The 25,173-nt window shown below is 45.9% G+C and carries 26 protein-coding genes; 19 read left to right on the top strand and 7 right to left on the bottom strand.

Annotated elements, in window-relative coordinates; translation table 11 throughout:
* Positions 1 to 3 precede the first annotated feature (3 nt).
* From OF158_RS14225 to OF158_RS14215, 3 genes are all read left to right on the top strand, one after another.
* Complete coding sequence (locus tag OF158_RS14225; RefSeq protein ID WP_035183703.1) at positions 4 to 1,134, top strand: bifunctional cystathionine gamma-lyase/homocysteine desulfhydrase; 1,131 nt, start codon at positions 4 to 6, stop codon at positions 1,132 to 1,134.
* A gap of 324 nt (positions 1,135 to 1,458) precedes the next feature.
* The gene (locus OF158_RS14220) at positions 1,459 to 2,016 is read left to right on the top strand and encodes an NfeD family membrane protein (RefSeq protein ID WP_035183707.1); all 558 of its coding nucleotides are present in this window, start codon (positions 1,459 to 1,461) and stop codon (positions 2,014 to 2,016) included.
* A gap of 15 nt (positions 2,017 to 2,031) precedes the next feature.
* A complete protein-coding gene (locus OF158_RS14215) occupies positions 2,032 to 3,546 on the top strand; it encodes a flotillin lipid rafts scaffold protein FloT (protein WP_035183710.1) in 1,515 nt (504 codons plus the stop codon).
* Positions 3,547 to 3,618: 72 nt separating this feature from the next.
* Here the strand turns inward: OF158_RS14215 and mreBH are convergent, their stop codons facing one another.
* The 4 genes from mreBH to OF158_RS14195 form a co-directional block, all read right to left on the bottom strand.
* Positions 3,619 to 4,629 (bottom strand): rod-share determining protein MreBH, encoded by a 1,011-nt coding sequence (gene mreBH, locus OF158_RS14210; RefSeq protein ID WP_026684487.1) that lies wholly within the window; start codon positions 4,627 to 4,629, stop codon positions 3,619 to 3,621.
* Between the two features lie 262 nt (positions 4,630 to 4,891).
* A complete protein-coding gene (locus OF158_RS14205; protein WP_017551466.1) occupies positions 4,892 to 5,407 on the bottom strand; it encodes an acyl-CoA thioesterase in 516 nt (171 codons plus the stop codon).
* Positions 5,408 to 5,586: 179 nt separating this feature from the next.
* Complete coding sequence (locus OF158_RS14200; RefSeq protein ID WP_035183711.1) at positions 5,587 to 6,354, bottom strand: TraR/DksA C4-type zinc finger protein; 768 nt, start codon at positions 6,352 to 6,354, stop codon at positions 5,587 to 5,589.
* 185 nt (positions 6,355 to 6,539) lie between these two features.
* Complete coding sequence (locus OF158_RS14195; protein ID WP_035183713.1) at positions 6,540 to 7,793, bottom strand: MDR family MFS transporter; 1,254 nt, start codon at positions 7,791 to 7,793, stop codon at positions 6,540 to 6,542.
* Between the two features lie 112 nt (positions 7,794 to 7,905).
* Between OF158_RS14195 and OF158_RS14190 the strand changes: the two genes are divergently transcribed.
* Positions 7,906 to 8,256 (top strand): DUF488 domain-containing protein, encoded by a 351-nt coding sequence (locus OF158_RS14190; protein ID WP_026684483.1) that lies wholly within the window; start codon positions 7,906 to 7,908, stop codon positions 8,254 to 8,256.
* A gap of 34 nt (positions 8,257 to 8,290) precedes the next feature.
* On the opposite strand, the gene OF158_RS14185 is transcribed toward OF158_RS14190, so the two are convergent.
* Positions 8,291 to 8,449, bottom strand: coding sequence for a hypothetical protein (locus OF158_RS14185; RefSeq protein ID WP_014097231.1), 159 nt, complete (start codon positions 8,447 to 8,449; stop codon positions 8,291 to 8,293).
* A gap of 97 nt (positions 8,450 to 8,546) precedes the next feature.
* On the opposite strand from OF158_RS14185, the gene OF158_RS14180 reads away from it, so the two are divergent.
* The 5 genes from OF158_RS14180 (at position 8,547) to map (ending at position 12,346) form a co-directional block, all read left to right on the top strand.
* The gene (locus OF158_RS14180) at positions 8,547 to 8,921 is read left to right on the top strand and encodes a DnaJ family domain-containing protein (protein WP_035183716.1); all 375 of its coding nucleotides are present in this window, start codon (positions 8,547 to 8,549) and stop codon (positions 8,919 to 8,921) included.
* Positions 8,922 to 9,175: 254 nt separating this feature from the next.
* Positions 9,176 to 9,979, top strand: coding sequence for a flagellar motor stator protein MotA (motA, locus tag OF158_RS14175; RefSeq protein WP_017551469.1), 804 nt, complete (start codon positions 9,176 to 9,178; stop codon positions 9,977 to 9,979).
* Entirely contained in the window at positions 9,972 to 10,796 is an 825-nt protein-coding gene (gene motB / locus OF158_RS14170; protein ID WP_035183717.1) for a flagellar motor protein MotB, read from the top strand. The genes motA and motB overlap by 8 nt, the downstream gene beginning before the upstream one ends.
* Positions 10,797 to 10,929: 133 nt before the next feature.
* Positions 10,930 to 11,445: a type 1 glutamine amidotransferase domain-containing protein gene (locus OF158_RS14165; RefSeq protein ID WP_014097235.1), complete on the top strand. Its 516-nt coding sequence runs from the start codon at positions 10,930 to 10,932 to the stop codon at positions 11,443 to 11,445.
* Between the two features lie 148 nt (positions 11,446 to 11,593).
* On the top strand, positions 11,594 to 12,346 hold the full coding sequence (map, locus tag OF158_RS14160) for a type I methionyl aminopeptidase (RefSeq protein ID WP_035183718.1): 753 nt from the start codon (positions 11,594 to 11,596) through the stop codon (positions 12,344 to 12,346).
* A 176-nt stretch (positions 12,347 to 12,522) separates the two neighbouring features.
* On the opposite strand, the gene OF158_RS14155 is transcribed toward map, so the two are convergent.
* Positions 12,523 to 12,747: a DUF1128 domain-containing protein gene (locus OF158_RS14155; RefSeq protein WP_035183725.1), complete on the bottom strand. Its 225-nt coding sequence runs from the start codon at positions 12,745 to 12,747 to the stop codon at positions 12,523 to 12,525.
* 123 nt (positions 12,748 to 12,870) lie between these two features.
* Here OF158_RS14155 and OF158_RS14150 point away from each other — a divergent pair, with 123 nt between their 5' ends.
* Complete coding sequence (locus OF158_RS14150; RefSeq protein ID WP_035183734.1) at positions 12,871 to 13,713, top strand: YihY/virulence factor BrkB family protein; 843 nt, start codon at positions 12,871 to 12,873, stop codon at positions 13,711 to 13,713.
* A gap of 262 nt (positions 13,714 to 13,975) precedes the next feature.
* On the opposite strand, the gene OF158_RS14145 is transcribed toward OF158_RS14150, so the two are convergent.
* Positions 13,976 to 15,160: an MFS transporter gene (locus tag OF158_RS14145; RefSeq protein ID WP_035183739.1), complete on the bottom strand. Its 1,185-nt coding sequence runs from the start codon at positions 15,158 to 15,160 to the stop codon at positions 13,976 to 13,978.
* Positions 15,161 to 15,272: 112 nt separating this feature from the next.
* Here OF158_RS14145 and cax point away from each other — a divergent pair, with 112 nt between their 5' ends.
* From cax to OF158_RS14100, 9 genes are all read left to right on the top strand, one after another.
* Positions 15,273 to 16,334, top strand: a complete 1,062-nt coding sequence (cax, locus tag OF158_RS14140) for a calcium/proton exchanger (protein ID WP_014097241.1) — start codon at positions 15,273 to 15,275, stop codon at positions 16,332 to 16,334.
* Positions 16,335 to 16,528: 194 nt separating this feature from the next.
* The gene (locus OF158_RS14135) at positions 16,529 to 17,323 is read left to right on the top strand and encodes a YfkD famly protein (RefSeq protein ID WP_026684476.1); all 795 of its coding nucleotides are present in this window, start codon (positions 16,529 to 16,531) and stop codon (positions 17,321 to 17,323) included.
* A gap of 185 nt (positions 17,324 to 17,508) precedes the next feature.
* The gene (locus OF158_RS14130) at positions 17,509 to 17,706 is read left to right on the top strand and encodes an SE1561 family protein (RefSeq protein ID WP_035183744.1); all 198 of its coding nucleotides are present in this window, start codon (positions 17,509 to 17,511) and stop codon (positions 17,704 to 17,706) included.
* Between the two features lie 160 nt (positions 17,707 to 17,866).
* Positions 17,867 to 18,655: a delta-lactam-biosynthetic de-N-acetylase gene (gene pdaA / locus OF158_RS14125; protein WP_035183746.1), complete on the top strand. Its 789-nt coding sequence runs from the start codon at positions 17,867 to 17,869 to the stop codon at positions 18,653 to 18,655.
* 574 nt (positions 18,656 to 19,229) lie between these two features.
* A complete protein-coding gene (locus OF158_RS14120; RefSeq protein ID WP_035183749.1) occupies positions 19,230 to 20,093 on the top strand; it encodes a DNA-3-methyladenine glycosylase family protein in 864 nt (287 codons plus the stop codon).
* A gap of 13 nt (positions 20,094 to 20,106) precedes the next feature.
* Positions 20,107 to 21,486, top strand: coding sequence for a 23S rRNA (uracil(1939)-C(5))-methyltransferase RlmD (gene rlmD / locus OF158_RS14115; protein ID WP_035183751.1), 1,380 nt, complete (start codon positions 20,107 to 20,109; stop codon positions 21,484 to 21,486).
* Between the two features lie 110 nt (positions 21,487 to 21,596).
* Entirely contained in the window at positions 21,597 to 21,857 is a 261-nt protein-coding gene (locus tag OF158_RS14110; RefSeq protein ID WP_035183753.1) for a hypothetical protein, read from the top strand.
* Positions 21,858 to 22,143: 286 nt separating this feature from the next.
* Positions 22,144 to 22,743, top strand: a complete 600-nt coding sequence (locus OF158_RS14105) for a MarR family winged helix-turn-helix transcriptional regulator (RefSeq protein ID WP_035183756.1) — start codon at positions 22,144 to 22,146, stop codon at positions 22,741 to 22,743.
* Positions 22,743 to 24,521 carry an ABC transporter ATP-binding protein gene (locus OF158_RS14100; protein ID WP_035183758.1) on the top strand — a complete coding sequence of 593 codons (1,779 nt, stop codon included), beginning with the start codon at positions 22,743 to 22,745 and terminating at the stop codon, positions 24,519 to 24,521. Before OF158_RS14105 ends, OF158_RS14100 begins: the two co-directional genes overlap by 1 nt.
* Positions 24,522 to 25,173: the final 652 nt, after the last annotated feature.

The raw sequence follows: 25,173 nt of genomic DNA, 5'->3' as shown, positions 1-25,173 counted from the left end.
GTCATGCGTAAAAAAACAAAATTCATTCATGCCGGCATTAGCCGTGATCCATATACAGGCGCAGTTTCGGTGCCCGTCCATCATGCGAGCACATTCAAGCAGGATGGCGTCGGCCATTTTAAATACGAATACGCACGCACCGGCAATCCGACGCGTGAAGCTTTGGAAAAACTGATTGCGGATATTGAAGAAGGTACACACGGTTTTGCATTCGCATCCGGAATGGCCGCGATTACAGCGGTGATCCAGCTGTTTTCGGCCGGCGACCATATTTTGGCAACCGATGATGTATACGGCGGTACTTTTCGCGTTTTAACAAAAGTGATGAACCGTTTCCATATCGACGTCACTTTTGTGGACACGAGCGATCTGGATGCGGTCCGTGCCTCGATCCGCCCGAATACAAAAGCCATCTACGTGGAAACGCCGACGAACCCGCTATTAAAAATAACAGACTTGCGGGCCATTGCCGGTGTAGCCCGTGAAAACGGCTTAACATTTATCGTGGACAACACATTCAGCACCCCGTATTGGCAAAATCCACTCACTTTAGGTGCGGATATCGTCGTGCACAGCGCGACGAAGTATCTCGGCGGGCACAGTGATGTGGTCGCAGGCCTTGTTGTCGTACGAAACGAAGCGCTTGCAGAAGACTTGCATTTTATCCAAAACTCAACCGGCGGCATTCTCGGGCCGCAGGACAGCTGGCTGTTGATCCGCGGTATTAAAACACTCGGCATACGCATGGAAGAAATTGAATCCAACACAAAGCAAATTGTTGATTTTCTTTCTGCACATCCTGCCGTTGAAAAGGTATATTACCCGGGGCTTATCCATCATCCCGGGCATAAAGTGCACAGTTCCCAGGCCGGCGGATTCGGCGGCATGGCCTCTTTTACAGTGTCATCCCAGGAAAAAGCCCTTGAAATATTGAAAAAAACGCGTTACTTTACGTTGGCGGAAAGCCTCGGTGCGGTGGAAAGCCTGATCTCGCTCCCGCCGCTTATGACGCATGCATCCATTCCGCGTGAACGCCGTCTCGAACTTGGCATCGAAGACGGGCTTATCCGCATCTCAGTCGGCATTGAAGACGTCGAAGATTTGTTGGAAGATCTGGAAAATGCGCTAAGGTAAAAAGTTAGCCTGCTCTCATGGGGAAGCAGGCTTTTTGTAACGTTATCAAATGGAAAATGTTGGTGCTTTGTTTCCTACCGCCTGGTCTTGACGAAATGAATGAAAAAATTTTTACCACGTTTTTGCCTGCTGTAAAACATAATCATCTTGCGAATTGGTGCGCGGCTTGGTATAAAACTTAATGCCGCCAGCCCGCAACGACAAATCCACAGTTTAAAAAAATTTCCTCTTTCACGAAACTTAAACCATTTTTAAACGTAATGATGAGTAAGCAATCATAGCCGGCGTCATCTGAAAGAAAATCCCAATCAAGGAAGGGGTGTGATGTTTATGGAAGTGTTCGGCGTGCCGATAGAGACGGCGTATTTGGCTGTACTGATCATTGCGGGATGCCTGACGGTGCTTTACCTTTTGTTCAATGACTTGCTTGGAGGAATGGCAGACGCCATCAATTTTATCCATCCAGCTTTGATTTTGGCATTTTTTACTTTTTTCTCGGCAGGCGGGTATATTTTGGAAAAAGTGACACCGCTTTCCCACGTGCTGATTATGGTCGTTTCCGCCGTGATCGCGGTGATTCTTGATATTCTGCTCAATGTGTTTGTACTTGTTCCGCTGTCTTCGGCTGAAGAATCGCTTGTTTACACGGAAGATTCGCTGAAAGGGAGGGTTGGGAAAACGATTCTTTCGATTCCGAAAGCCGGTTTTGGTGAAGTGGTGATTGACAGCAAAACAGGAACCATCTCCAAGCCGGCAGCCAGCATACAGGACGAGGAAATTAAAGAAGGGACGCAGGTATTGGTGATTGAAGTGAAAAAAGGCGTGTTATATGTTGTACCTTATGAGAATTATCGTTTGAAAATTGAAAATTTTAGTCAATGATAAGGAGGGATCCGCATGTTTGCGAGCGGAATTTGGATTGTCATCGGTGTTGTTGTATTTTTGGTGCTTGCCCTTATCGGCGTCTTTATTTCAAAATACCGAACTGCAGGGCCGGATGAAGCGTTAATCGTGACAGGGAGTTTTCTTGGCGGTAAAAATGTCCATGTCGACGAAGCTGGAAATAAAATTAAAATCATTCGTGGCGGCGGTACATTTGTGTTCCCGGTATTCCAGCAGGCAAAACCGCTCAGCTTATTATCGAGCAAGCTGGAAGTGACCACCCCGGAAGTCTACACCGAACAAGGTGTCCCGGTGATGGCAGATGGAATTGCCATTATTAAAATCGGCGGGTCGATCGGTGAAATTGCCACAGCTGCCGAACAATTTCTCGGGAAATCAAAAGAAGACCGCGAAAATGAAGCGCGGGAAGTTTTGGAAGGCCATTTGCGCTCAATTCTCGGTTCGATGACGGTTGAAGAAATTTATAAAAACCGTGATAAGTTTTCACAGGAAGTCCAGCGTGTTGCCTCACAGGATTTGGCAAAAATGGGGCTTATCATCGTGTCGTTCACGATTAAAGAAGTGAAGGATAAAAACGGCTACCTTGATGCGCTTGGCAAACCGCGGATTGCCCAGGTCAAGCGCGATGCGGATATTGCCACGGCAGAAGCCGAAAAAGAAACGAGAATCCGGAAAGCGGAAGCATTAAAAGAAGCAAAACGCGCAGAACTGGAGCGGGCAACTGAAATTGCGGAAGCGGAGAAGTTCAACCAGTTGAAAATTGCCGAGTTCCGCCGCGAACAGGACATCGCAAGGGCAAAAGCCGACCAGGCGTACGATTTGGAAACGGCCCGGTCGAAACAGGATGTCACCGCACAGGAAATGGAAATCAAAATCATCGAGCGGCAAAAACAAATCGAGCTCGAAGAAAAAGAAATTTTGCGGCGCGAACGGCAATACGACTCCGAAGTCAAGAAAAAAGCGGATGCAGATCGTTATTCGGTTGAACAGGCTGCAGTTGCAGAAAAAACGAAACAAATGGCGGAAGCCGACGCCCACAAATACCGGGTGGAAGCGATGGCGAAGGCAGAAGGGGAACGCGTCCGCATTGATGGGACGGCTAAAGCCGATGCCCAGCGCGCCCAAGGGGAGTCGGAAGCCGAAGTCATCCGCCTCAAAGGGCTGGCCGAAGCGGAAACAAAACGAAAAATTGCGGAAGCATACGAACAATTCGGCCAGGCGGCTGTGCTCGATATGATTTTGAAAGTGTTGCCTGAGTATGCGAAACAAGTAGCAGGCCCGCTTTCCAATATTGACCAAATCACCGTTGTTGATACAGGAAGCGGCGCAAACGGCGGTGCGAATAAAATCACCGGCTATGCAACCGATTTGATGTCGACCTTACAGGAAACGTTGAAAGCTTCAAGCGGCATTGATGTCCGGGAAATGCTGGAAGGCCTTTCCGGGATTAAGCCGCAACAAACAGCGGAACCAGAACCGGAAGCCTTGGAACAAAGCACAAAAGGGTGAAAAAAACGGCGTGTTTTTGCCAAATCAAAAGGCAAAAGCACGCCGTTTCTTTTAAAAATTAAATGTGTCCGGTTATTTTCCTGCCCCTGCAGTCATTTTATGGATGAACTGGAGGGAGCGGCCCGCGCCGACTACCACAGATTGCAGCGGGTTTGGCGCGAGATGGACAGGCACGGAAATTTCATTGCTCAGCCACTCCTGCATGCCTTGAAGGAGGGCGCCTCCCCCTGTTAAAACAATCCCGCGGTCCACAATATCGCCGCTTAACTCTGCCGGGCAGTCTTCCAGCGTGGCACGGACCGTTTCCAAAATTTGGAGCAGGGAATCACGGAGCGAAGCCTGAATTTCCAATGAACTTAATGTAATGGTTCGCGGCAGTCCTGCCACGAGATCGCGCCCGCGAATATCCATCGTTTGTTCCGGATGGTCGACAAGGGCATGCCCGATCTCCATTTTAATTTTTTCCGCTGTCCGTTCGCCGATCAGCAGATTATACGTTTTTCTGACATGCTGCATAATATCATCGTCCATTTTATCGCCGCCGATGCGGATCGTGTTATACGTCACGACGCCGCCGAAGGAAATAATGGCGACTTCCGTAGTGCCGCCGCCGATATCGACAATCACATTGGCGATCGGCTCGTCTACGGGAAGATCGGCACCAATGGCGGCAGCAACCGGTTCTTCAATCAAATGGACGGTTTTTGCTCCGCTGTTTTTGACGACATCTTCAATGGCCCGCCGTTCAACCGATGTTGCGCCTGACGGGACACATACTACGACGTTCGGTTTGCGGATCGAGATGCCGCTTTGCTGATTGATTTTTTTCATAATTTGCTTTAGCATTTCTGTTGTCATATCGAAATCAGCGATCACCCCGCCTTTTAAAGGGCGGATGACAGTAATTTTTTCAGGTGTTTTTCCGATCATCGCTTTGGCTTCCTGCCCGAAAGCGAGCACCTGCCTTGTCGAATGATCAATCGCCACAACGGACGGCTCGTCTAAAATAACGCCTTCTTTTTTCGAATATACTAAAACATTTGCAGTTCCTAGATCGATCCCAATTTCATTCCCTGAAAACATGCATGTCACCTAACCTTTATCATCTTTTCGCACGGATTAACTGTAGTCTCTCCCATTTAGTATAGCTTTTTTTCTTCGTTCTGAAAGGTTACATTTTCTTCCATTCTCTTATGTTACAAAAATATGATCGCGGCAAGTCCATAAAATATGCGAAAAACAGCTATAGCCGGCACCCCAAATTTAATCTTTTTGTAATTTTGTTCACAATGGAGGATAGGAAAAAATTCCTTTTGTTTCAAAAGGAATTTTTTCTACAGAAGCATTACAGCGGCATTTTGGACAAATAGCGCGCCAATTCTTCACTTTGTTGTTTCCGCAGCACCCGCTGTTCGGCACGCTGGATGGCTGTTTGGTTTAACCATCGTTCCTCGTCGGTTTCCGGGATAATTTCCGGCACCGGTGTAGGTTTTCCATCCTCATCCAGTGCGACAAAGGTCAAAAAAGAAATGGCGGCAATTTTTGTCTCTTCTGTTTTCAAATCTTCCGCGGTGACCTTTACAAATATTTCCATTGATGTCCGCCCTGTCCGGCTGACCATGGCTTCTACCGTAACGACGTTTCCGACGCGGATCGGTGCGATAAAATCAACAGAGTCAGTCGAAGCCGTGACAACGGTGCATCTTGCCAATTTGGCCGCGGCGATCGATGCAGTATCATCAATATACGCCATCAGTTTTCCTCCGAACAGTGTGCCAAGATGGTTTGTGTCCGGGGGAAAAACATAACTGGTTCTTACTGTACGGGTTTCCCGCATGTATCTTTTCGGTCTGTCTTCCAAAAGTCTCACTCCATTATGTCGGCGCTGTCAAACGCGATCTAAATTTCCTTTTACCATATAGAAAATTATAGCAAAATCAGTTGGCATATACGAACAAAAATGTATAGAAAAAAGGCTTTCATCCGGAATTTTTTCAAAAGAAAAATCAGGTCCGGCACTTCAACCTGATTTTTGCTTGCTTATTTCTTTTTTTTCTCGTCTTCCACATAAGGATCTTTTTCGTTGCGGGGCAGATCCCCGAACGGCGTCATCGTATGGGTTTCATCCAATTCTTCTTCATATTCTTTGTATTCCTCATTTGGATAGATTTCCACGTTTTTTCCGTTGATGTCATTGCCGGAAAAGTTTTCAAAATCTTCCACATAGCCGTCATGGTCATCTGATTCCGTATACATATCATTGTAACTGTCTGGTGGGGTTTCAAAATCGGAAGGGGACTCGGATGTGCCCCATTTTGCGACAGCCTGCCAGGAGTCTTCCGCGTCAAAAGCGACCGATTCATCTTTTCCATTATCAAAAACGAATTTTCCCCACGGCGGATTCAGCACGTTTTCTTCAACCGGGCGGTGCTTTGGAATGGTCCGATCCGGGGTGTGCTCTTTGCAGTACAGCGTGGAAGGAAGCGTTTCAAGCCGCTCAAGCGGGATCTCTTTGCCGCATTCTTTGCATCTTCCGTAAGTGCCGTCCTCAATGGCTTTGAGGGCCGCTTTGATTTTTTCCACTTCATATTCAGCGTGGTCATTTAAAGCAATATCTTTTTCCCGCTCGAACAGTTCGGTACCGGTATCGGCGGGATGATTATCGTAACTGGACAGTTCCCCAACGGAATCGTAAGGGTGTGCCGTTTCCGTTTGGAAATGGTCATTTTTCCCGAATTCCGCTTCAAATTCTTTCAGCTGCGCGGTTAAAATGGAACGGAAATGCGCCAGTTGTTCTTTAGTCAGCATACTCACCACTTCTTTCTTTAAAAAAGATGGGTTCAATCGTGTTAGAGTCTATTTACCACCGGGAAAAAGTCCGCAAACTTTTCTAAAACTAGTATGGTTCAAAATGCCGCTGTTCATGAAAAAAAGTCTGCCCGTTTAAACAGACAGACTTTTTAGCATATTGTGCATGGATCGTGCTCGTTTTTTCAAGCAGACAGGCGTTTCTTTTCATACTGGCGAAACATCAGCACATACATCCCCGCGCTCATGACCGCAAGCACGGCCAGGATGGAAAACGTTCCTTTATAGCCGATCCAGCCGGCAAGCGGGATGGAAACAGGGGCAATTGTGCGCCCGATTGTATTGCGCAAGCTGGCAGCGGCAAAATATTGCGCGCGCATCTCAGGCGGGGAAAGCTTCGACACAAAGTCTTGCTGGATCCCGGTTACAATCAGTTCGCCAAGCGAGAACAACAGCATCGAGAAAATAAAGCCAATGCTTGAAATCCAGACGCCAAACAAATAAATCGAAATGGCATACAGGAGGGAGGAAAGGACAAACACATTCCGTTCCCGGTACCTTGTTACCCATTTCGTCGCCGCTACTGAAAAAAGCGCGACAATTAGCCCGTTTTCGGATAAAATAAAACCGTACAGCTGCTCGCCGGTAAAGTGAAGCAGATGGAGCAAATCTGTTTCAGGAATGGCCTGCTTCGTGAATACCGGCAAAATTAAATCAAGCTGCATATACGTTTGGGAAATCAGGATTCCGGCAAAAATAAACAACATAAATATTTTATCTTTGACAATCACATGGTAGCTCTTTGCCTGTTCAATCAGCGTACTGTACCATTTTTTACGGACGCGATGTTGCCCGCCTGCCCAAACCGGTGCTGTTTCCCGCGTATATTTGACGAGCAAAACGCCAAGCAGAAAACAGGCAATAGCAGCAAAAACAAGCAGTTCAAAACGATAATCCGCAAAAAATATCCCGCCAATTACCGGGCCGATAACGACGGAGATATTCATGGAGGTGTAAAAAACGGCAAACACATGGCTGCGGTTTTTCTCATCGACAACATCGGCAATCATTGCCTGGCTTGCCGGATAATAAAAAGAACCGAAAACGCCGGCAGCCGTAAAGCAAATAAAAGCTGTCACGGCGGAATGAAACCATGGCGAGTTGGCAAATCCGAAAATGAAAAAAGACACGCCCTGCCCGATTGAAGCCACCACCATCATTTTCTTTCTGCCGAAGCGGTCGGCGTAGTATCCTCCGAGTAAATTGGCAATGACGGAAAAAACTTGTGAGACAATCAACAGGACACCCGCAAGCCCGGCCCCGAACGCCTCGGTGAAATAAATGGTCAGAAAGGGGAAAAACATCCAAAAGGTGATATTCATCAATGATTCCCCAAGCAGACGGACTTTTAAATTTTGATCCCAATCACGTATTCTCATAAATATTTCCTCATCTGTCCAGAATTGGTATCAATCCTATGATACCAGAAAAAGCGGGGAAAACAATGAAGAAAGTTAAGGACTGGGCAAGGATTGAAAGGGGGCTTGCCAAATGTACCGGATAAAACGAATTTATGAAGAACCTGGCGAGGATGGCAGACGCGTGCTGGTCGACCGGCTCTGGCCGCGCGGCATATCAAAAGAAAAAGCGGCACTCGATGCCTGGATGAAGACAGTTGCACCAACGAGTTCCCTCAGGAAAAAATTCAATCATAATCCTGCGCTTTTTGCTGAATTTGCTGCGCTTTATAAGGAAGAGCTGGACCGGCTGGAAGACAGAACGGAACTGGACCGGCTGATCGAATGGGGAAAGGCTGGAACGGTGACATTGCTCTACGCGGCAAAAGACGAAAAGCACAACCAGGCGGTGGTGTTAAAAGAATACCTCGAAGGACGGGCATAATCGAAAGGCGCCGCATACGTTGCGGCGCCTGTTATTATGGGTTGTGCATACGGTTTTTAAACGCTTCGTGCGGGATCATTTGCTCTTCGTCATAGTTGCTGTCTTTGTGCTGCTTTTCATCGGTCATCTGGTCTTTCGGAAAACGACCCGGATGACCTTTTCTTTTATGGTCGAACATTTCTCCGCGTCCCATCATCGTTCCCCCTTCCTGCCTATAGCGTCCCTTAAACAAAAGGAAATATGTACCCGAATACGGTATAATAGTAAAAAAGCGAAAGGGGTGCCGACCTGTGGATTTCATGAGAATGACGGAAGATAAAATCCGGAAAGCGTATGAAGAAGGGCAATTTGAAAATCTGCCGGGGTACGGAAAGCCACTTCCGAAAGACCCGCTTTCCGGCGTGCCGGAAGATTTGCGGATGGCTTACCGGATTTTACAGAATGCCGGTTTTTCCCCGGAAGAAGCCAATTTAAAGAAAGAACTGCTTTCCATTGAAGATTTAATCAAACAATCTGAAAATGAAATGGAAAAAGAAGGATTACAAAAGAAACTGAGCGAGAAACTGCTGGCGTATAACCAAATGCTCTCCAAAAAACGGATCAAAACAAACAGCGCTATTTTTAAAAATTATCAGGATAAAATTGAAAAAAAGCTGTTTGATTAAGGGACGCCGCGAACACGACCGGAAGTGAAGCGGTTCCGTTTCAGGCAGCCCGTTAGAAAATGGGCGGCGTCCCGGATATGGTACAGGGTGCTGTTGAATTGTAATCGCTTACTAAAGACTAGGGAACTGAAATCAGCTGTCCCATTTACAAGGGCGTTTAAAAACCGCATCATTTTTCCCGCTTTTTTTACTATAAATTGCCGCCATCCATCCGATATAATGAAAGAAGACATTATGATATTCAGGTGAAAAAAATGGATAAATCATCAATTATCGGCGTAATTCTGGGTGTTGTGGCAATTGGTACCGGCATGGTGTTAAAAGGGGTAAGCCCGGCTGTCCTCGTCAACCCGGCTGCCCTTTTGATTATACTGGCGGGAACGGCTGCGACCGTCATTATCGGTTTCCCAATGAGTGAATTGAAAAAAGTTCCGAAACTGTTGAAGATTATTTTTACGGAACAAAAACTGATGAGCACGGAAGAAATGATCCGCTTTTTTTCCGACTGGGCCCAGACTGCTCGGAGAGAAGGGCTGCTGGCGCTTGAAGCAAGGCTGGATGAAGTCGATGACGCTTTTTTGAAAAACGGCCTGAGCCTTGCGATTGACGGGCAGAGCGCCGAATATATCCGCGATGTGCTGAGCGAAGAAATTGAAGCAATGGAAGAAAGGCATCAGATGGGGGCTGCCATTTTTTCACAGGCAGGCACGTATGCCCCGACACTCGGGGTGCTCGGTGCTGTATTGGGGCTGATCGCTGCCCTCGGAAATATGTCGGACACAGAAGTGCTCGGGCATGCCATTTCAGCCGCATTCGTGGCCACACTGCTCGGAATTTTTACCGGCTACGTATTGTGGCATCCGTTTGCCAATAAATTAAAACGGAAGTCCAAAAACGAAGCAAAAAACAAGGAAATGATGCTGGAAGGGATTCTCTCCATTCTGGCAGGAGAATCCCCGCGCGTGATCGAACAGAAACTGGCGTCTTATTTGCCAAATGAAGAACGCATACAACTGATGGAAGAGATTACAGAAGGCAGCGTGGCAACAAATGAGTAAAAAGAGGAAGAAAAAACAAGAAGAAGAGGAAAACAGCGAGGCATGGCTCCTGCCTTATTCCGACCTTTTGACATTGCTTCTTGCACTGTTTATCGTTCTGTTTGCAATGAGTTCCATCGATGCCCAGAAGTTTCAAAGATTTTCTAAAGTCTTAAACGGGGTGTTTGTTGGCGGGACGAGTTTTTTCGATTATACGAAGCAGACATCCGGAGATGATAACGGCACATCCGACACAGAAAAATTTATCGAGCAAAAGAAAAATGATGCACAAAAGAATGGGGACAGCACAACAAATGGTTCAAAAAGCAACAGCACAACAAATGCATCAAATGGGCAAGGGGACGCCCAATTAAAAGAAACCCAGCAAAAAATCAACACGTACATAGCGCACAATAAATTGGAAGGAAAGTTTGAAACGTCTTTGACAGGCGAAGGGCTTTTGATTACGATCCGAGACAATGTCCTGTTTGATTCGGGAAAAGCGGAGGTCCGGAAAGAAGATATCAAAACAGCCAAAGCCCTTTCCAATTTGCTCGTAATGGATCCGCCAAGAAGCATTATCGTGAGCGGCCATACGGATAATGTGCCGATCCACAACTCCGTCTTTCAATCAAACTGGGACTTAAGCGTGATGCGCGCAACCAATTTTTTAAAGATCATTTTAGAAAACAAAAATTTAAATCCGAAATATTTTTCGGCAAAAGGATATGGGGAATACCATCCGATTGCATCGAATGATACGCCGGATGGCCGGGCAAAAAACCGGCGGGTGGAAGTACTCATTCTCCCGAAAAATGAGGAAGGAAGCGACTGGTAAAACCACGCAAAAAGAGCGCCCGGATCCGTATTTCCAATCGCCCCATCGTTCCGTGAAGCAAACTGTTTGTTTAAAACCGCACAAACGAGGTAAAATATAAACGTCCCAAAGATTAGAAAAGGAGATGGTTCGATTGGCTAAAAAGATCGCTGTACTTGTCACCAATGAAGTGGAAGATTCAGAGTACACCGAACCGGTGAAAGCATATAAGGAAGCCGGCCATGAAATTGTCAATATTGAAATGGAAGCCGGAAAAACGGTAAAAGGGAAACACGGCACCGAAATCCATATTGACAAAGGCATCGATGATGTCAGCGTGGGTGATTTTGATGCCCTTCTGATTCCGGGTGGCTTTTCTCCGGACCAACTCCGCGCCGACGATCGCTTTGTCCAATTTGTAAAACAGTTTATGGATTCGAAAAAACCGGTGTTTGCAATCTGCCACGGCCCGCAGCTTTTGATTACAGCAAAAGCATTAGAAGGCCGGTCTGCTACAGGTTACAAATCGATCCGTGTTGACATGGAATATGCCGGTGCGAACTTCCGCGACGAAGAAGTTGTCGTATGCCAAAACCAACTTGTCACAAGCCGTACGCCGGATGACATCCCTGCATTTAACAGGGAATCGCTGAAACTCCTGAACGGATGAGCTTGTATGTAAAAACTGCTGCCTCTTTCCGGGCAGCAGTTTTTTTACTTTGCGCACAATGCAAATTAGGGATATGATAAATGGAGCGGGGAAACAGAAAATGAACTTTTACATAGAATAATGTTGCCATAATGAAAGGAAGTAGAAGATGATTACACTGAAATCGCAAAGAGAAATTGACATGATGAAAAAAGCAGGCAAACTGCTTGCTGATACGCATAAAAAAATTGCAAAAATGATCAAGCCGGGGATCACAACATGGGAAATTGAGGAATTTGTTGACCGTTATTTAAGGGAGCACGGGGCAACCCCTGAACAAAAGGGGTACCAAGGCTATCAGTATGCGACATGTGCAAGCATCAATGATGAAATTTGCCACGGGTTTCCGCGGAAAACGCCGTTAAAGGAAGGAGATATCGTCACGATTGATATGGTCGTCAACCTGAACGGCGCGCTGGCTGATTCCGCCTGGAGTTATCCGGTCGGAAAAGTAAGTGAGCAGACGCAAAAACTGCTTGATGTTACAAAAGAAGCGCTTTATAAAGGAATTGAACAGGCCAAACCGGGCAACCGGATCGGTGACATCGGCCACGCCATTCAGACGTATGTGGAAGCACAGGGGTTCTCGGTTGTCCGCAATTTTATCGGCCATGGCATCGGCCCGACGATCCACGAAAAACCGGAAGTGCCGCACTACGGGCTGCCGCATAAAGGACCGCGCATCAAAGAAGGGATGGTCATCACGATCGAGCCGATGGTGAATATCGGCAGCTATGAAACGAAGATGGATGACAACGGCTGGACAGCCCGAACCATGGACGGATCCCTTTCCGCCCAGTATGAACACACCATTGCGATTACAAAAGACGGCATTGTGATCATTACCGATCAGGAAGATTAATGCTGCACTGAAACACGGATCCGGGTTTCTATTCCGGAAACTTAAAAAAGCTGGGAGGCAATAAAACTCCCAGCTTTTTTACATTCTGAAACCTTCAAAGGCTTCCCATGCTTCGATCCCAAAATCAGGGAGACAATAAAGGCTCCCAATTTTTTGCATTCTAAAACCAGCCGGCATCAATCTTTTTTCAGGCTTCCGAGCTCTTCCACAATGGCTTGCATTTCATTCGGGCTGAATGTATTTTTTTTCATTACCATTTCGTATAAGTCAAACAAATCGTCATAACGGTCAATGCTAAACTGGGACGACTGCAGTGCCGCCGTATTGACCATTTTTAATTTCGCTGTGATTGCCTGTACCATATAGGCCATATTTTGCGCTGATTTTTCCGAAAGATCCAACGTTTTCACCCTTTTCGTGTTTTTCTTGTTTTATTATACCGCATGACTACCGATCCGGAAACGTTTCATACGAAACGGAGAGGGAAATATAATGGTAAACCGAACGGACAGAGGGTGATAAAATTGGATAAAATTGCACTCCAGGCAGAAAAAAAGCGTTCAACCATTGCGGCTTTGTTTGAGAACTCAAAACGGAACGATATTACCGGGATGGCTGCGCAGTTATCTTACTTTTTTCTTTTATCTCTATTTCCACTATTGATCTTTTTGTTTACCTTGCTTCCTTATTTGCCGATTAAAACGGATGATGTATTAAATATGGTTCGGCATTTTGCGCCAAGCCAGTCGTTCAAGCTGATCGAAACCACCTTGAAAGAAGTGCTGATCAATCGGCACGGCGGCCTGCTTTCTTTCGGGATGATCGCGACTTTGTGGTCCGCTTCAAACGGAATGAACGCGGTCATTAAAGCATTAAACAGGGCTTATAAAGTAGAGGAATCACGCCCGCCTGTCATGCAACGGCTCATGTCGGTGATGCTGACACTTGGGATGATCATCGTGTTTATAGCCGTTATTTTAATTCCTGTGTTCGGCCAGCAGCTCATCCATTATGTGTTTTCTTACTTCGGGCTGCCGAATGATTTGAAAAATTTGATCAATATTTTAAGATGGGCGCTTACGCCGGTACTGCTGTTTATCGTGTTTTCCTTGTTATACTTTTTTGCGCCGAATGAAAAATTTGGCTGCCTGACGGTTGTCCCCGGAGCCATTTTTGCAACAGTCGGCTGGATTGTGGCGTCACTCGCCTTATCGTTTTATGTCAGCCATTTTGGAAATTATAATGCCACATACGGCAGCCTCGGCGGGATGATCATCATGATGCTTTGGTTTTATATTAGCGGCATCATCCTCATTTTTGGCGGTGAACTGAATGCCGTTTTAAATGATAAACACAAAAATTGCTAATTTGGATCATTGCTTTTATGCGCATATTAAAAAAGCGGAAAATTACCGTGACATCTTAATAAAAAATCGAAGCGTTCTAAGTGAAGAAAGGCGGACAAATTTCTTCGTTAGAGGAAGGCAGTCAAAATGCCAAGCGATAAACGCAGAGATCCCCGGGTTAAGATCGCGGCCGGTTTTTCAGGTAGATCTTATCGTAGCCGTTCTCAGCAAAGGAGGTTGCTGAGAACGGCGGACAAAAGGCAAAGCCGGAAGCGGGCAGCTGTCAGGAGTGCCGGGGAACAGCAGCGGCCGTTTTTTTGAAACGGAAAATCAAAACGGACAAAACAAGCAATAGCATACAAATCAGCAGGAAAAATACGGGCCCTTTTGTATATTTAATGATCACGCCCCAAAGATAAGGGCCGGCCATGCTGCCAAAGCTGTATAGAATGCCGCACATGATGTTGCCGGCGGGAAGCAGCGGCCGCGGCAGCAGATCGGACAGGTAACTGATCCCGAGGGAAAACGTCGAGCCGACGGCCATACCGGCAACGAAAAAGCAGGCAAACAGCGCGATGGCGTTTGATTTGCTAAAAGCAGCCCCCGCAAAACAGGCGCAGCCGATCAAAAGGACTGCAATCAACACTTTTCGCCTTCCGAACCGGTCGCTTAACATGCCGAGCGGAAGTTGAAAAACAATGCTTCCGATCGAGAAGGCAGGGATAATCATGGAAACGGCATCGACATTTATTCCGTTTCTCAATGCATAAACCGGGAAACTGCTGTTTAAAGACGATTCCATGAATCCGTAACCGAGCGGCGGGAGCAATGCAACCCACGCCAATTTCCACACCTTTCCAAAACGCTGAAATGTGGCCAGAAAAGAAACATTTTCTAAATCCGCTTCCGGGTGCTCATTTTTTAAAAGAAAAACGGTTAGCCAGAAACAAAGGCTGATGATGGAGCAGGTAATAAAAGGAAGGCGTTCATCCACATTTACAAGCCTTGTCATATACGGCCCGACGGCAAATCCAAGGCTGAAAAAAAGCCCGTATAGCGCGATGTTCCGCCCGAGCCGCCCTTTCCGGGAGAAAGACGTGATCCATGTCTGCGCCGAAAAATTCAGCATATGGTCTCCAATGCCGATGAAAAGGCGCAAAATAAACCAAAACCATAACGATTTCCAGAACGGAAATAAAAGCAGTGAGGCAAAAACGGTCAGCCCGCCTGTTAAAATAAGCGGTTTATATCCGAATTTCCGCAGCGGCGCTTCCATGAGCGGGGACGCAAATAAAACACCGATATACAGGCCGGTTGCATTTAGCCCATTCAATGATGCATCAATTCCGTCTTTTTCAAAAATAATGGAAATCAGCGGCAAAAGCATGCCCTGTGTAAATCCGGAAACAGAAGTCATCAACACCAAAATCCAAAAACGCATATTTTCATAACGATTCATTGCTCTCACCCGGCTTGTTCTCGTTGTGCATTCGCTCTCTATAGCATAATCAGATCAGAAAAATTTGGCAAGCCAACCGATCTTTTGTAAAATTTTATAGAAAGCAGATAGGAGGATGGCTATGAATAAAATGTTTGCCATTATGGTGATCATCGGGGTTCCCGTCTCGGTTGCTGGAGCACTTCTGCACTGGCCGAACGTGTTGATGTTTGCCGTTTACTGCCTGACCATCATTGCACTGGCCAGCTTTATGGGGCGGGCAACCGAAAGTCTCGCCATTATAGCGGGTCCGCGGATCGGCGGTTTGTTAAACGCCACATTCGGGAATGCGGTAGAATTGATTATTTCATTGTTTTCCCTAGCGGCCGGGCTCCATCAAGTCGTGCTTGCTTCTTTGACGGGCTCTGTGCTCGGAAACTTGCTGCTTGTTGCAGGCATGTCGTTTTTGTTCGGGGGGATCAAATACAAACGCCAAAAATTCAACGTATATGATGCACGGCATAACTCAGGCCTTTTAATTTTCGCGATTTTTGTCGCTTTTGTGATTCCTGAAATCTTTTCCATGAAGATGTCAGAAGGGAAGACGGTCAGCCTCAGCATTGGCATTTCCATTATTTTAATCCTGCTTTACTTGTTTGCCCTGTTTTTTAAACTGGTGACACACCGCGGGATTTACCAGGACAGGGAAGCCCGGGTCAAGGAGCAGGAAGAACACGAAGAGCCGGAATGGTCAAAAGGAAAATCAATCATTGTGCTTGCCCTTGCGACGCTTGCAGTGGCTTATATCTCGGAAAATCTCGTACATACTTTTGAGTCCGTTGCAAAAAGTTTCGGATGGAGCGAAATGTTTATCGGGATTATCATCGTCGCCATTGTCGGGAATGCTGCGGAACATGCTTCTGCTATTTTGATGGCGGTGAAAAATAAAATGGACATTGCGGTTGAAATTGCATTCGGCTCCACACTTCAAGTGTCTATGTTTGTCGTCCCTGTCCTTGTGCTTGCATCTTTGTTTTTTGAAAAAGCCATGCCGCTTGTCTTTTCCATACCGGAGCTCGTCTCGATGATCGCTGCGGTCATGCTTACGATCATTTTGGCAAATGACGGCGAAACAAACTGGTTTGAAGGGGCTACTATGCTGGCAGCCTACATTATCATGGGGATCGGCTTTTACTTGCTGTAATGCCAGAAGTTGTCATGCGGCTAACCAGTTTTTTTAGTAACGCCGGAATGTTACCGGCCGTTAAGCTTGCACAGAGCGGCGAGTGCACGATGCATATAGGGATCAGGTTTTATTTGCTGGAAGCGGATATTTTAATCCGGGCAGGAAAAAATAACGGTACGTTCGTGAACCTCTTGTGAAAGGAGATAACATCAATGAAATGGATGCGGACGATCCTGATTTTCCTGCTCGCCGTACTTTTTGCTGCGCCGGCGGGAGAAGCAAAGCCGACAGAAAAACAGGTGCAAATTCCACAGTCGGTCCTAAACATTACAAAAGAAAATACGTATCCGAACTCGTCACAGGATCTGCCCTACTTGCAGCCAAGCAAGTTTACCGAAACATTGCTGAAAACATCCAATGTGAGAATTGAAAACCCGAATCTCGTGCGGATGTTGAATGAAACAAGCGTGAACCGTTCGTTTTTATCGCTCGGTCTGCGCGCGAAAATTTACCTGGGCGAATGGCCGCTGAATTATGAATCCAGCGAAACGTCGCCAAACTGGCAATACCAAAAAATCAATACGAACTACTTTGATAACCGCGGCGGCGATGCCAATTATAAAATGCACTACGTCCAGGAAGCGCAAAAGATCGTGCGCGGCGGCCTGACTGCCAGGATTCCGCAAGCGGACGATGTCAAGAAAATGATGCTGTTAAAAGCAATGGAAAACTCGAAGTTGCCGCTTTCCTTTGACACGATTATCGGGGCCGGCACAAAAAAAGGCCATGAATACAATGTCCCGAAAAAACGGCTCGGCTATTTGTATGCTTATGCCCCGGCTGTGAATGAAAAAGGAAAAGTCACATACGGCGAAGTGTACCTTGTTCTTAAAGGGACGAAACGGGAAATTTTAGTTAAAAACGTCACTTCCCACGGTATTGGCGCCTGGATTCCCATTCAGGACTATGTTTCGTTCAGTTTTTCTGTGAGCGAACAGCCAAAATAAGGAAGTTTATTAAGATTGGCCCGGGCAGGTTCACCGGTTTTTGGTTTAGCTGCTGAGGAGGCCTGTCTCATGCCAATTTTCTATGGGCAAACGCCAATAAGAAAAAGCTGTCTGAACGGCAGCTTTTTTCTGTGCCGGAAATGGGGTATACTATAATAAGAAAGTAGTACGTGAGGAGGATTTTTTTGGGGAAAGCGGTATATGATAAGGACCAGCAACTGACTTATTTAAGGGAACGGCTGAATATCTTTTTGGAGGTTCTGGATTCGATTGATCCGGAAGCGGCAAGCCTTGAAGATATAGATCGGCTTATTCAAATGATCGATGAAATCGAACTGAAAATAGACCAATTTAAAAAGCGCAAACCGGCCCCTTCTTTGTAAAGGCCGGTTTTTTATCTGGCAGCGGGGAATTCGGGTGTGGACCGGGGGAGGAATGCCGTTTTGGAACGATGTTGCCCTGTTTTTCAGCGCTAACAGAAACTGCCAGCATTTCCGCCTGCAGAAATGAAAAAGATAAGGAAAACAACAAAGGAGTTTGGTTATGAGAAAAGTTTTTGCGACACTTTTTGCAGTGTTCCTGTTTTTTTCAGTATGCCCAGAGCGAGATGCTTTTGCCATTTCCAACGCCCCGATCAACTGGGGATTTAACAAAGGCAAAAACGGGCAGCAGGCGGATGCCGGCGCCGCTTATAACGCCCTTTTGCAAAAATACGGCGGCATTTATAAGGGCAATCCGAATGACAAGTATGTGTATTTGACGTTTGACAATGGATACGAGAATGGGTACACCCCGAAAATACTCGATGTTTTGAAGAAAGAAAAAGTCCCCGCCATCTTTTTCGTCACCGGCCACTATTTAAAATCACATCCGGATCTGGTGAAACGGATGGTGAAAGAAGGCCATATCATAGGCAACCACTCGTGGGGCCATCCGGACATGACACAGATTTCCGATGCGCAAGTACGTGAAGAATTGGAAAAAGTGAAAGCGGAAACCGCCCGCCTTACCGGCCAGAAAGAAATGAAATATTTGCGCCCACCCCGCGGCATCCTGAGCGAGCGGACGCTGAAACTGGGCAATGAAGAAGGCTACACCCATGTCCTCTGGTCACTGGCTTACCTCGACTGGGATGTGAACCGCCAGCGCGGCACACAATTTGCCTATGACAGTATCATGTCGCAAATCCACCCCGGAGCCATTATTTTGCTCCATACCGTGTCAAAAGACAACGCCAACGCTTTGGAACGCGTGATCAAAGACTTGAAAAAACAAGGCTACAAATTCAAAAGCATGGATGAGTTCATGAAAACCGAGAAATTGAAAAAGTAACCAAAGAGGGCTGCCTTAAAAGTGAAGGGCAGCTCTGTTTTTCTTGCCGGCCAGAAGAAAAAGTGCTTGCCGGGTCGAATGAGGGTTTGCTGCATAAGCAAAGTTCCTATGGTGCCGCGTTCACTGCCGCATGGGCGTCTAATTCGACAAATGCGCACGCGGATCTTTTGCTTTTGTCTAATTGAAAAAGCTAATTAGACAAATGACCGTGCCGATTTCCCACTTTTGTCTAATTGGCAGCTCTAACTGTACAAATGACCACGCCGCTCATCTGCAATTGTCTAATTGGAAACGCTAATTAGACAAATGGGCGTGCCGCTTGCCTGCTTTTATCTAATTGAAAAAGCTAATTAGACAAATGACCGTGCTGCTCGCCCACGTTTGTCTCATTGTTGGAAGGTCTAACTGTACAAATGCCCGCGCATCCCTCCTGCATTTGTCCCATTGAAAACCTAATTAGACAGATAACCGGCCGGGTCTTTTTATCCTGTGATGTTTTCATGCCGCGTTGAATCGGCAATGAAAAGGGCGAGCGCTTGTGCTATAATACTTAAAAACGAATTGAGAGGACGCCATGTGGGAGAAAATCATTAAAATCAATGGCCCGTACAATTTTGACCGTGCGCTCGAAAGATTAAGCCTCGACCCGTTGCAGGCGGTGGATCCGCTTAGCCGGACAGTGAAAATCCCGATATACGACAAACAGCCGGAGGTAGCAGTCATTACCGCAACCGGCACAACCGAAAAACCAGAATTCCGGATTCAGGGGGAAAACGCGGACACAGCCCAGATGGTGGAAAAACGGATTTTCCATTTATTTCAATGGGATACCGATATCGCCGGGATCTCACAGCATTTTACCGGCACTGCCCTTGAACCGCTTTTTAAAGAACACCGCGGCACGCCGTTTGTGCTAGACTTTTCGCCATATGCCTGCCTGGTCAAATGCATCATCCACCAGCAGCTCAATATGAAATTTGCTCACACGTTGACAGAGCGTTTCGTCTATAACTTTGGTTTCCAAAAAGACGGTGTCTGGTTTTATCCGTCTCCGGAAAAAACGGCTGCATTGCAAGTTACAGATTTACGCGCCCTGCAGTTTAGCGAGCGGAAAGCGGAGTATGTGATCGGGCTTTCCAAATTGGTGGCATCAGGCGAATTAGATCTGGTGGCACTTGAAAAGAAACCGGATGAAGAAATTTTAAAAACGCTCGTGAAAATCCGCGGCATCGGCCCGTGGACCGTGCAAAATTTTCTCATGTTCGGACTCGGCCGCCTGAATCACTTTCCAAAAGCTGACATCGGCATTCAAAAGGCATTGAAAAAACTTTTCCAGCTTGAGAAAAAACCGACTTATAAAGAAATGGACGCTTACGCAAAAGACTGGGAGCCGTATTTGAGCTATGCCTCCCTGTACTTATGGCGCAGCATTGAATAGAAGGACGGATTTTATGCAAAAACAAGTCACCATTAAACCAAAACAGCAATTCCCTTTGACGATCAAACGGCTCGGCATCAACGGGGAAGGGGTCGGCTATTTTAAACGGACCGTCGTTTTCGTGCCGGGTGCGCTGCCGGGCGAAGAGGTGGTCGTGGAAGCCAAACGGATACACCCGAAATATGTGGAAGGCATTGTCAAAAAGGTGCGCAAACGCTCGCCCCACCGGGTAAAAGCCCCGTGCCCCGTCTACGAGCAGTGCGGCGGTTGCCAGCTCCAGCACCTTGCGTACAAGCAGCAGCTCATCGAAAAACGCGACATTGTCATCCAGGCGCTCGAACGCCATACAAAGTTAAAAGTGGACGAACTCGATATCCGCCCGACGATCGGTATGGTTAACCCATGGCTGTACCGGAACAAAAGCCAGTTCCAGCTCGGTGAAGACCATGGGAAAATCATTTCCGGCCTTTACAGCCTTGATTCTCACCGGCTGATCAACGTCCCGGAATGCATTGTCCAGCATCCGCTGACAAACAAAGTGACACAAGTGGTGACACAAATTTTAAATGATTTCCATGTCCCGGTGTACAATGAAAAAACCGGGAAAGGCATCGTGCGAACCATTGTCACAAGGGTCGGCATCGAGACCGGCCAGGCTCAGGTTGTGCTGATTACGGCCAAGCGGGAACTGCCGCGCAAAGATGTCATCCTTTCCGAGATTAAAAAGCGCCTGCCGGAAGTCGTATCGGTTGCGCAAAATGTGAATGCCAAAAAAACGTCGGTTATTTTCGGCGACGAAACAATTCATTTATCCGGAAAAGAAATCATTGAAGAACGGCTCCAAGAATTCACATATGAACTCTCCGCCCGCGCCTTTTTCCAGTTGAACCCGATCCAGACGGTGAAGCTTTACAATGAGGTGAAAAAAGCCGCTGCGTTGACCGGCAAGGAGAAAATTGCGGATGCCTACTGCGGTGTCGGCACCATTGGCTTGTGGCTCGCGGATGGCGCATCCGAAATCCGCGGTATGGATGTGATTCCGGAAGCGATTGAAGATGCTAAGAAAAACGCCGCCGCCCACAACATCCCGAACGCCCATTACTTTGCCGGTAAAGCAGAAGTCCTCCTGCCAAAATGGCTGAACGAAGGCTGGCGCCCGGACGTTGTCATCGTCGACCCGCCGCGCTCGGGCTGTGACGAATCCCTTTTACGGACGATTTTGAAGGTAAAGCCAAAGAAATTTGTCTACGTGTCATGCAACCCTTCCACTTTGGCGAAGGACTTACACATATTGAGCAAGGCTTATAACGTAGCCTACATGCAGCCTGTAGATATGTTTCCGCAAACGGTGCACGTAGAGTGTGTGGTCTCGATGTCAAGGGTGGAGAAATAGGACTGTTCACTTAAGGCCATAACAGATGTGATAGATGTTAAAAGCCAATACGGATTCCTTTTCTGGGTTAATTTGATAAAAATCATTTATGAAACCGGAGGCGCATATGTATGAAATGGTCTGAAGTTCGTGAACATTTTCCAGAACGTTGTGTCTTAGTGGAAGCATTAAAATCCGAAACAAGAGGAAAAGAAAGAATCATCGAGGAAATGTCAGTCATTGATGACTTTGAAAACGGCAATGCAGCATGGAAAGTGTATAAAAAACTACATGCGGAAAATCAAAACCGGGAGTTATACATTTTTCATACGAATAATGAAGAAATAAAGGTAATTGAGCAGCCATATCTAGGCGTGCGAAGAAAAGTATGAAATTTCATATGGATGATCACTTGCCTCTAGTAGCTGGTGAGATGGATTACAATGGAAATAAAAAGATATTTAATTATTAGCAAAAAGGCCCTGTTTTCGGAATCATAAACATTCCGATTTCAGGGGCTTTTTTTGTCCAAACGGTATCATCCCTGCTTTTTCCTGATGCTCCTTTTCTTTCTCTCATTTTTACTTAGTTTTTCTGTTGACAAACAAAATAAACCAGTATATTATTTACTTTGTTAATAGGAATGAAAACTAAGTAAATATCCTTGGAGGTTCTAAAATGAAAAAAGATGAAATTCTGGACAAATTATTGGAAATTACGCATCAGCCATTTCTCATTTTTGTAAATGAAGTAGAAGAAAAAACAGATAATGCTTTTGAAACGTTGAAGTTGTTGGCAGCGGAAGAAAACGTGACAGCGGGCCGCATTTCTGAAATGCTTGATATTAAGCCGTCAAGTGTGACGCAAATTATCAAGAAACTTGAAGAAGCCGGCACTGCCCGGCGTGAAAAATCCGGGCAAGATTCCCGTGTAACGATTGTAAAAATTACGGATAAAGGACGTGAAAGCTTAAAAGAGCGCAGTTCCATTTCAACGACGCTAAAAGATGTCCTCTTCCAAGGGTTTGCAGAGGATGAGCTTGCAATGTTGGATCAATATCTTGAACGCATGGTTTCCAATATTTCAAGTGAAGCATTTCAGGATAAGCTCCTCGAAGTCTTCAGCAATGATAAACGCTGGGAACTTTTTGGAAAAATGAGTGCCCGTTTCGGTCGTGCACGAGAACAAATGTTGGAACGCAGCGGGTTTGGTGGGTTTGGCGGCCGCGGATTTATGGGCGGCGGGTTCGATGGCTGGAAGAAAGGACGTAAAAGATAATGGAAAGAGGATTCAATGGTTCAGTCCGTAAAGATCAAACCAAATTTTCAATTGGACAATTTATAAAACTCATCAAAACGACGCAACCGAAATATCTGTTGCTGGCAATGGGTGTCTTATTGCTGGTTGTTTCATCCGGTATACAAATTTATGTGCCAAAATTAGCGTCATCCCTTGTCAATCATTTTTCAAAAGGAATTGACTATGGGTTATTAGGGAAAGTCGTAGCACTATTTGTTATCTCAGCTATTGTTTCTGCAATTGGCGGAACGGTTCTGGGGATTTTTGGAGAAAATGTAATCCAAAACTTACGAAAAAGCTTGTGGCAAAAGTTAACCACTTTGAAAGTGAGCTATTTTGACACTGTCAAGGCTGGTGAAATTTCAAGCCGTCTGGTAAATGATACAGCGCAAGTCAAACAATTGCTGGCTGTAACATTCCCGCAAACATTAGCGAGCATCATTACAGTTATTGGGACAGTATACATGATGTTCAAGATGGACTGGCACATGACTGCAGCCATGATTGTAGCTGTACCGGTCGTCGTGATCCTCATGATACCAATCATGGCATTTGGAACGAAAATAGGACATATCCGTCAAGAGGCAATGGCTCAATTTAATGGGATTGCGAGTGAAACATTAAGTGAAATCCGATTGGTAAAAACTTCAAATGCAGAAAAGCAAGCACAAGTTCGTGCCAATAAAGAAATAAATAAATTGTTTAAAGTTGGAAAAAAAGAAGCGGTCTTTGATGCAACGATGCAACCCATCATGATGATGGTATTTATGAGTATGGTGTTTGGGCTTCTTGCTTATGGGATGCACCGGATTGCAATTGGTGAAATGCAAATCGGCATATTAATGAGCTTCTTGATGTATTTGTTTAACTTGATTGGGGCCATGCCGGTCATTGCAACCCTATTTTCAGAAATGGCAAAGGCTGCCGGTTCAACGCGCCGTGTACAAGAATTGCTTGCTGAAAAGCCGGAAGATTTTACGAAAGGCATTGAATTGGATTTGGCTGGTAAAACCTTATCAGTGGAACATGTGGATTTTGCCTACGAAGATGCGCCGGATGAACCCATTCTGAAAGATGTATCCTTTACGGCAAATCCAAATGAAATCATTGCTTTTGCAGGTCCTTCCGGCGGTGGCAAATCGACAATCTTTAGTTTGCTTGAACGTTTCTATGCACCTACAAGCGGATCAATCAAATTTGGAGATGTGAAGATTGAAGAGATCAATTTAACAAATTACCGCAGCCAAATCGGATACGTTTCACAGGATTCTGCGATTATGGCCGGTACAATCCGTGACAATTTGACTTACGGATTAGATGGTACATTTACGGATGAACAACTTTGGAACGTTTTAGATTTAGCCTTTGCACGCAAATTTGTTGAAGAAATGCCTGACAAGCTTGAAACAGAAGTGGGGGAACGCGGCGTGAAAATCTCCGGCGGCCAGCGTCAGCGTATTGCCATTGCCCGGGCCTTCTTGCGCAACCCCAAGATTTTAATGCTGGATGAAGCCACTGCCAGTCTTGATAGTGAGTCAGAGATGAAAGTCCAAGAAGCCTTAACAAACTTGATGAAAGGTCGTACGACTTTAGTCATCGCCCACCGCTTGGCAACCATTGTGGACAGCGATAAGATTTACTTTATTGAAAAAGGTCAAGTCACAGGATCAGGTACACATGATGAATTGGTACGTACGCATGAAACGTATGCGAAATATGTCGCTGAACAATTTAAGGTAGATACACCGGCCATGTAAAGAAGTATTCACGATACAGTGTAAAAAATGCTTTTTTCATTGGGGTGAAATTTTTTGGGGGATGAAGGATTTAAGAAAATATGGTTCAATGGTACTGGATCTTTGGTGGAGTCTGAAGAAAAGTAAGCCAGTCCTTGGAAGAAAATAGCCATCATGATCCTCCTTTTCCCCAAATTCAAATTTCTCGTTTCAAGAGCATTCGGTCAAAATAAGCCTTTTTCTTTTTTTAGAAATTTATATTTATTTAGCATACAAAACTCGCATTTGAATAACGGATGCATTACAATTGTAATAAGAATAAGAAAAGTCTCAGAAATAGAATGAATCATTCAAATTCTGAAGCTGACAATCAATTGGAAAGCCTTCCACCAGTATCTTATCTTGAACAGAGTGAATCACAATAAAAAAGGTAAACTGGGAATTAGGCTGGAAGGGGTAGTATAGGGGGCCAATAGTATGATGGAAAAAATAGTGGATGTTTCTTTGCTTGTCGTGGCTGCTGGGTTATTAGTTGTGTGGGCCCGAAAAAAATACTGGGACAGGCAGAAAAGGTAATGACGGGATGCTCTGTAAAGAAGACAATAGAAGCTGCTACACACTTTCTAAACGTAGTGGTACTCGCGAAAATCCCCCACCTATATTAAGGGGGAGG

It is taken from the genome of Weizmannia sp. WK01, from assembly GCF_025905465.1.
Classification (GTDB): domain Bacteria; phylum Bacillota; class Bacilli; order Bacillales; family Bacillaceae_C; genus Weizmannia; species Weizmannia faecalis.
The sequence above is the reverse complement of the archived record's forward strand: the minus strand, read 5'-3'. Positions and strand labels throughout refer to the sequence as shown.

What these genes read in the sequence shown, in the direction of transcription:
- OF158_RS14225 (WP_035183703.1), top strand. Translation starts at nt 4, where the DNA reads ATGCGTAAAAAAACAAAATTCATTCATGCCGGCATTAGCCGTGATCCA.
- OF158_RS14220 (WP_035183707.1), top strand. Translation starts at nt 1,459, where the DNA reads ATGTTTATGGAAGTGTTCGGCGTGCCGATAGAGACGGCGTATTTGGCT.
- OF158_RS14215 (WP_035183710.1), top strand. Translation starts at nt 2,032, where the DNA reads ATGTTTGCGAGCGGAATTTGGATTGTCATCGGTGTTGTTGTATTTTTG.
- mreBH (WP_026684487.1), bottom strand. Translation starts at nt 4,629, where the DNA reads ATGTTTTCAGGGAATGAAATTGGGATCGATCTAGGAACTGCAAATGTT.
- OF158_RS14200 (WP_035183711.1), bottom strand. Translation starts at nt 6,354, where the DNA reads ATGCTGACTAAAGAACAACTGGCGCATTTCCGTTCCATTTTAACCGCG.
- OF158_RS14195 (WP_035183713.1), bottom strand. Translation starts at nt 7,793, where the DNA reads ATGAGAATACGTGATTGGGATCAAAATTTAAAAGTCCGTCTGCTTGGG.
- OF158_RS14190 (WP_026684483.1), top strand. Translation starts at nt 7,906, where the DNA reads ATGTACCGGATAAAACGAATTTATGAAGAACCTGGCGAGGATGGCAGA.
- OF158_RS14185 (WP_014097231.1), bottom strand. Translation starts at nt 8,449, where the DNA reads ATGGGACGCGGAGAAATGTTCGACCATAAAAGAAAAGGTCATCCGGGT.
- motA (WP_017551469.1), top strand. Translation starts at nt 9,176, where the DNA reads ATGGATAAATCATCAATTATCGGCGTAATTCTGGGTGTTGTGGCAATT.
- motB (WP_035183717.1), top strand. Translation starts at nt 9,972, where the DNA reads ATGAGTAAAAAGAGGAAGAAAAAACAAGAAGAAGAGGAAAACAGCGAG.
- map (WP_035183718.1), top strand. Translation starts at nt 11,594, where the DNA reads ATGATTACACTGAAATCGCAAAGAGAAATTGACATGATGAAAAAAGCA.
- cax (WP_014097241.1), top strand. Translation starts at nt 15,273, where the DNA reads ATGAATAAAATGTTTGCCATTATGGTGATCATCGGGGTTCCCGTCTCG.
- OF158_RS14135 (WP_026684476.1), top strand. Translation starts at nt 16,529, where the DNA reads ATGAAATGGATGCGGACGATCCTGATTTTCCTGCTCGCCGTACTTTTT.
- pdaA (WP_035183746.1), top strand. Translation starts at nt 17,867, where the DNA reads ATGAGAAAAGTTTTTGCGACACTTTTTGCAGTGTTCCTGTTTTTTTCA.
- OF158_RS14120 (WP_035183749.1), top strand. Translation starts at nt 19,230, where the DNA reads ATGTGGGAGAAAATCATTAAAATCAATGGCCCGTACAATTTTGACCGT.
- rlmD (WP_035183751.1), top strand. Translation starts at nt 20,107, where the DNA reads ATGCAAAAACAAGTCACCATTAAACCAAAACAGCAATTCCCTTTGACG.
- OF158_RS14110 (WP_035183753.1), top strand. Translation starts at nt 21,597, where the DNA reads ATGAAATGGTCTGAAGTTCGTGAACATTTTCCAGAACGTTGTGTCTTA.
- OF158_RS14105 (WP_035183756.1), top strand. Translation starts at nt 22,144, where the DNA reads ATGAAAAAAGATGAAATTCTGGACAAATTATTGGAAATTACGCATCAG.
- OF158_RS14100 (WP_035183758.1), top strand. Translation starts at nt 22,743, where the DNA reads ATGGAAAGAGGATTCAATGGTTCAGTCCGTAAAGATCAAACCAAATTT.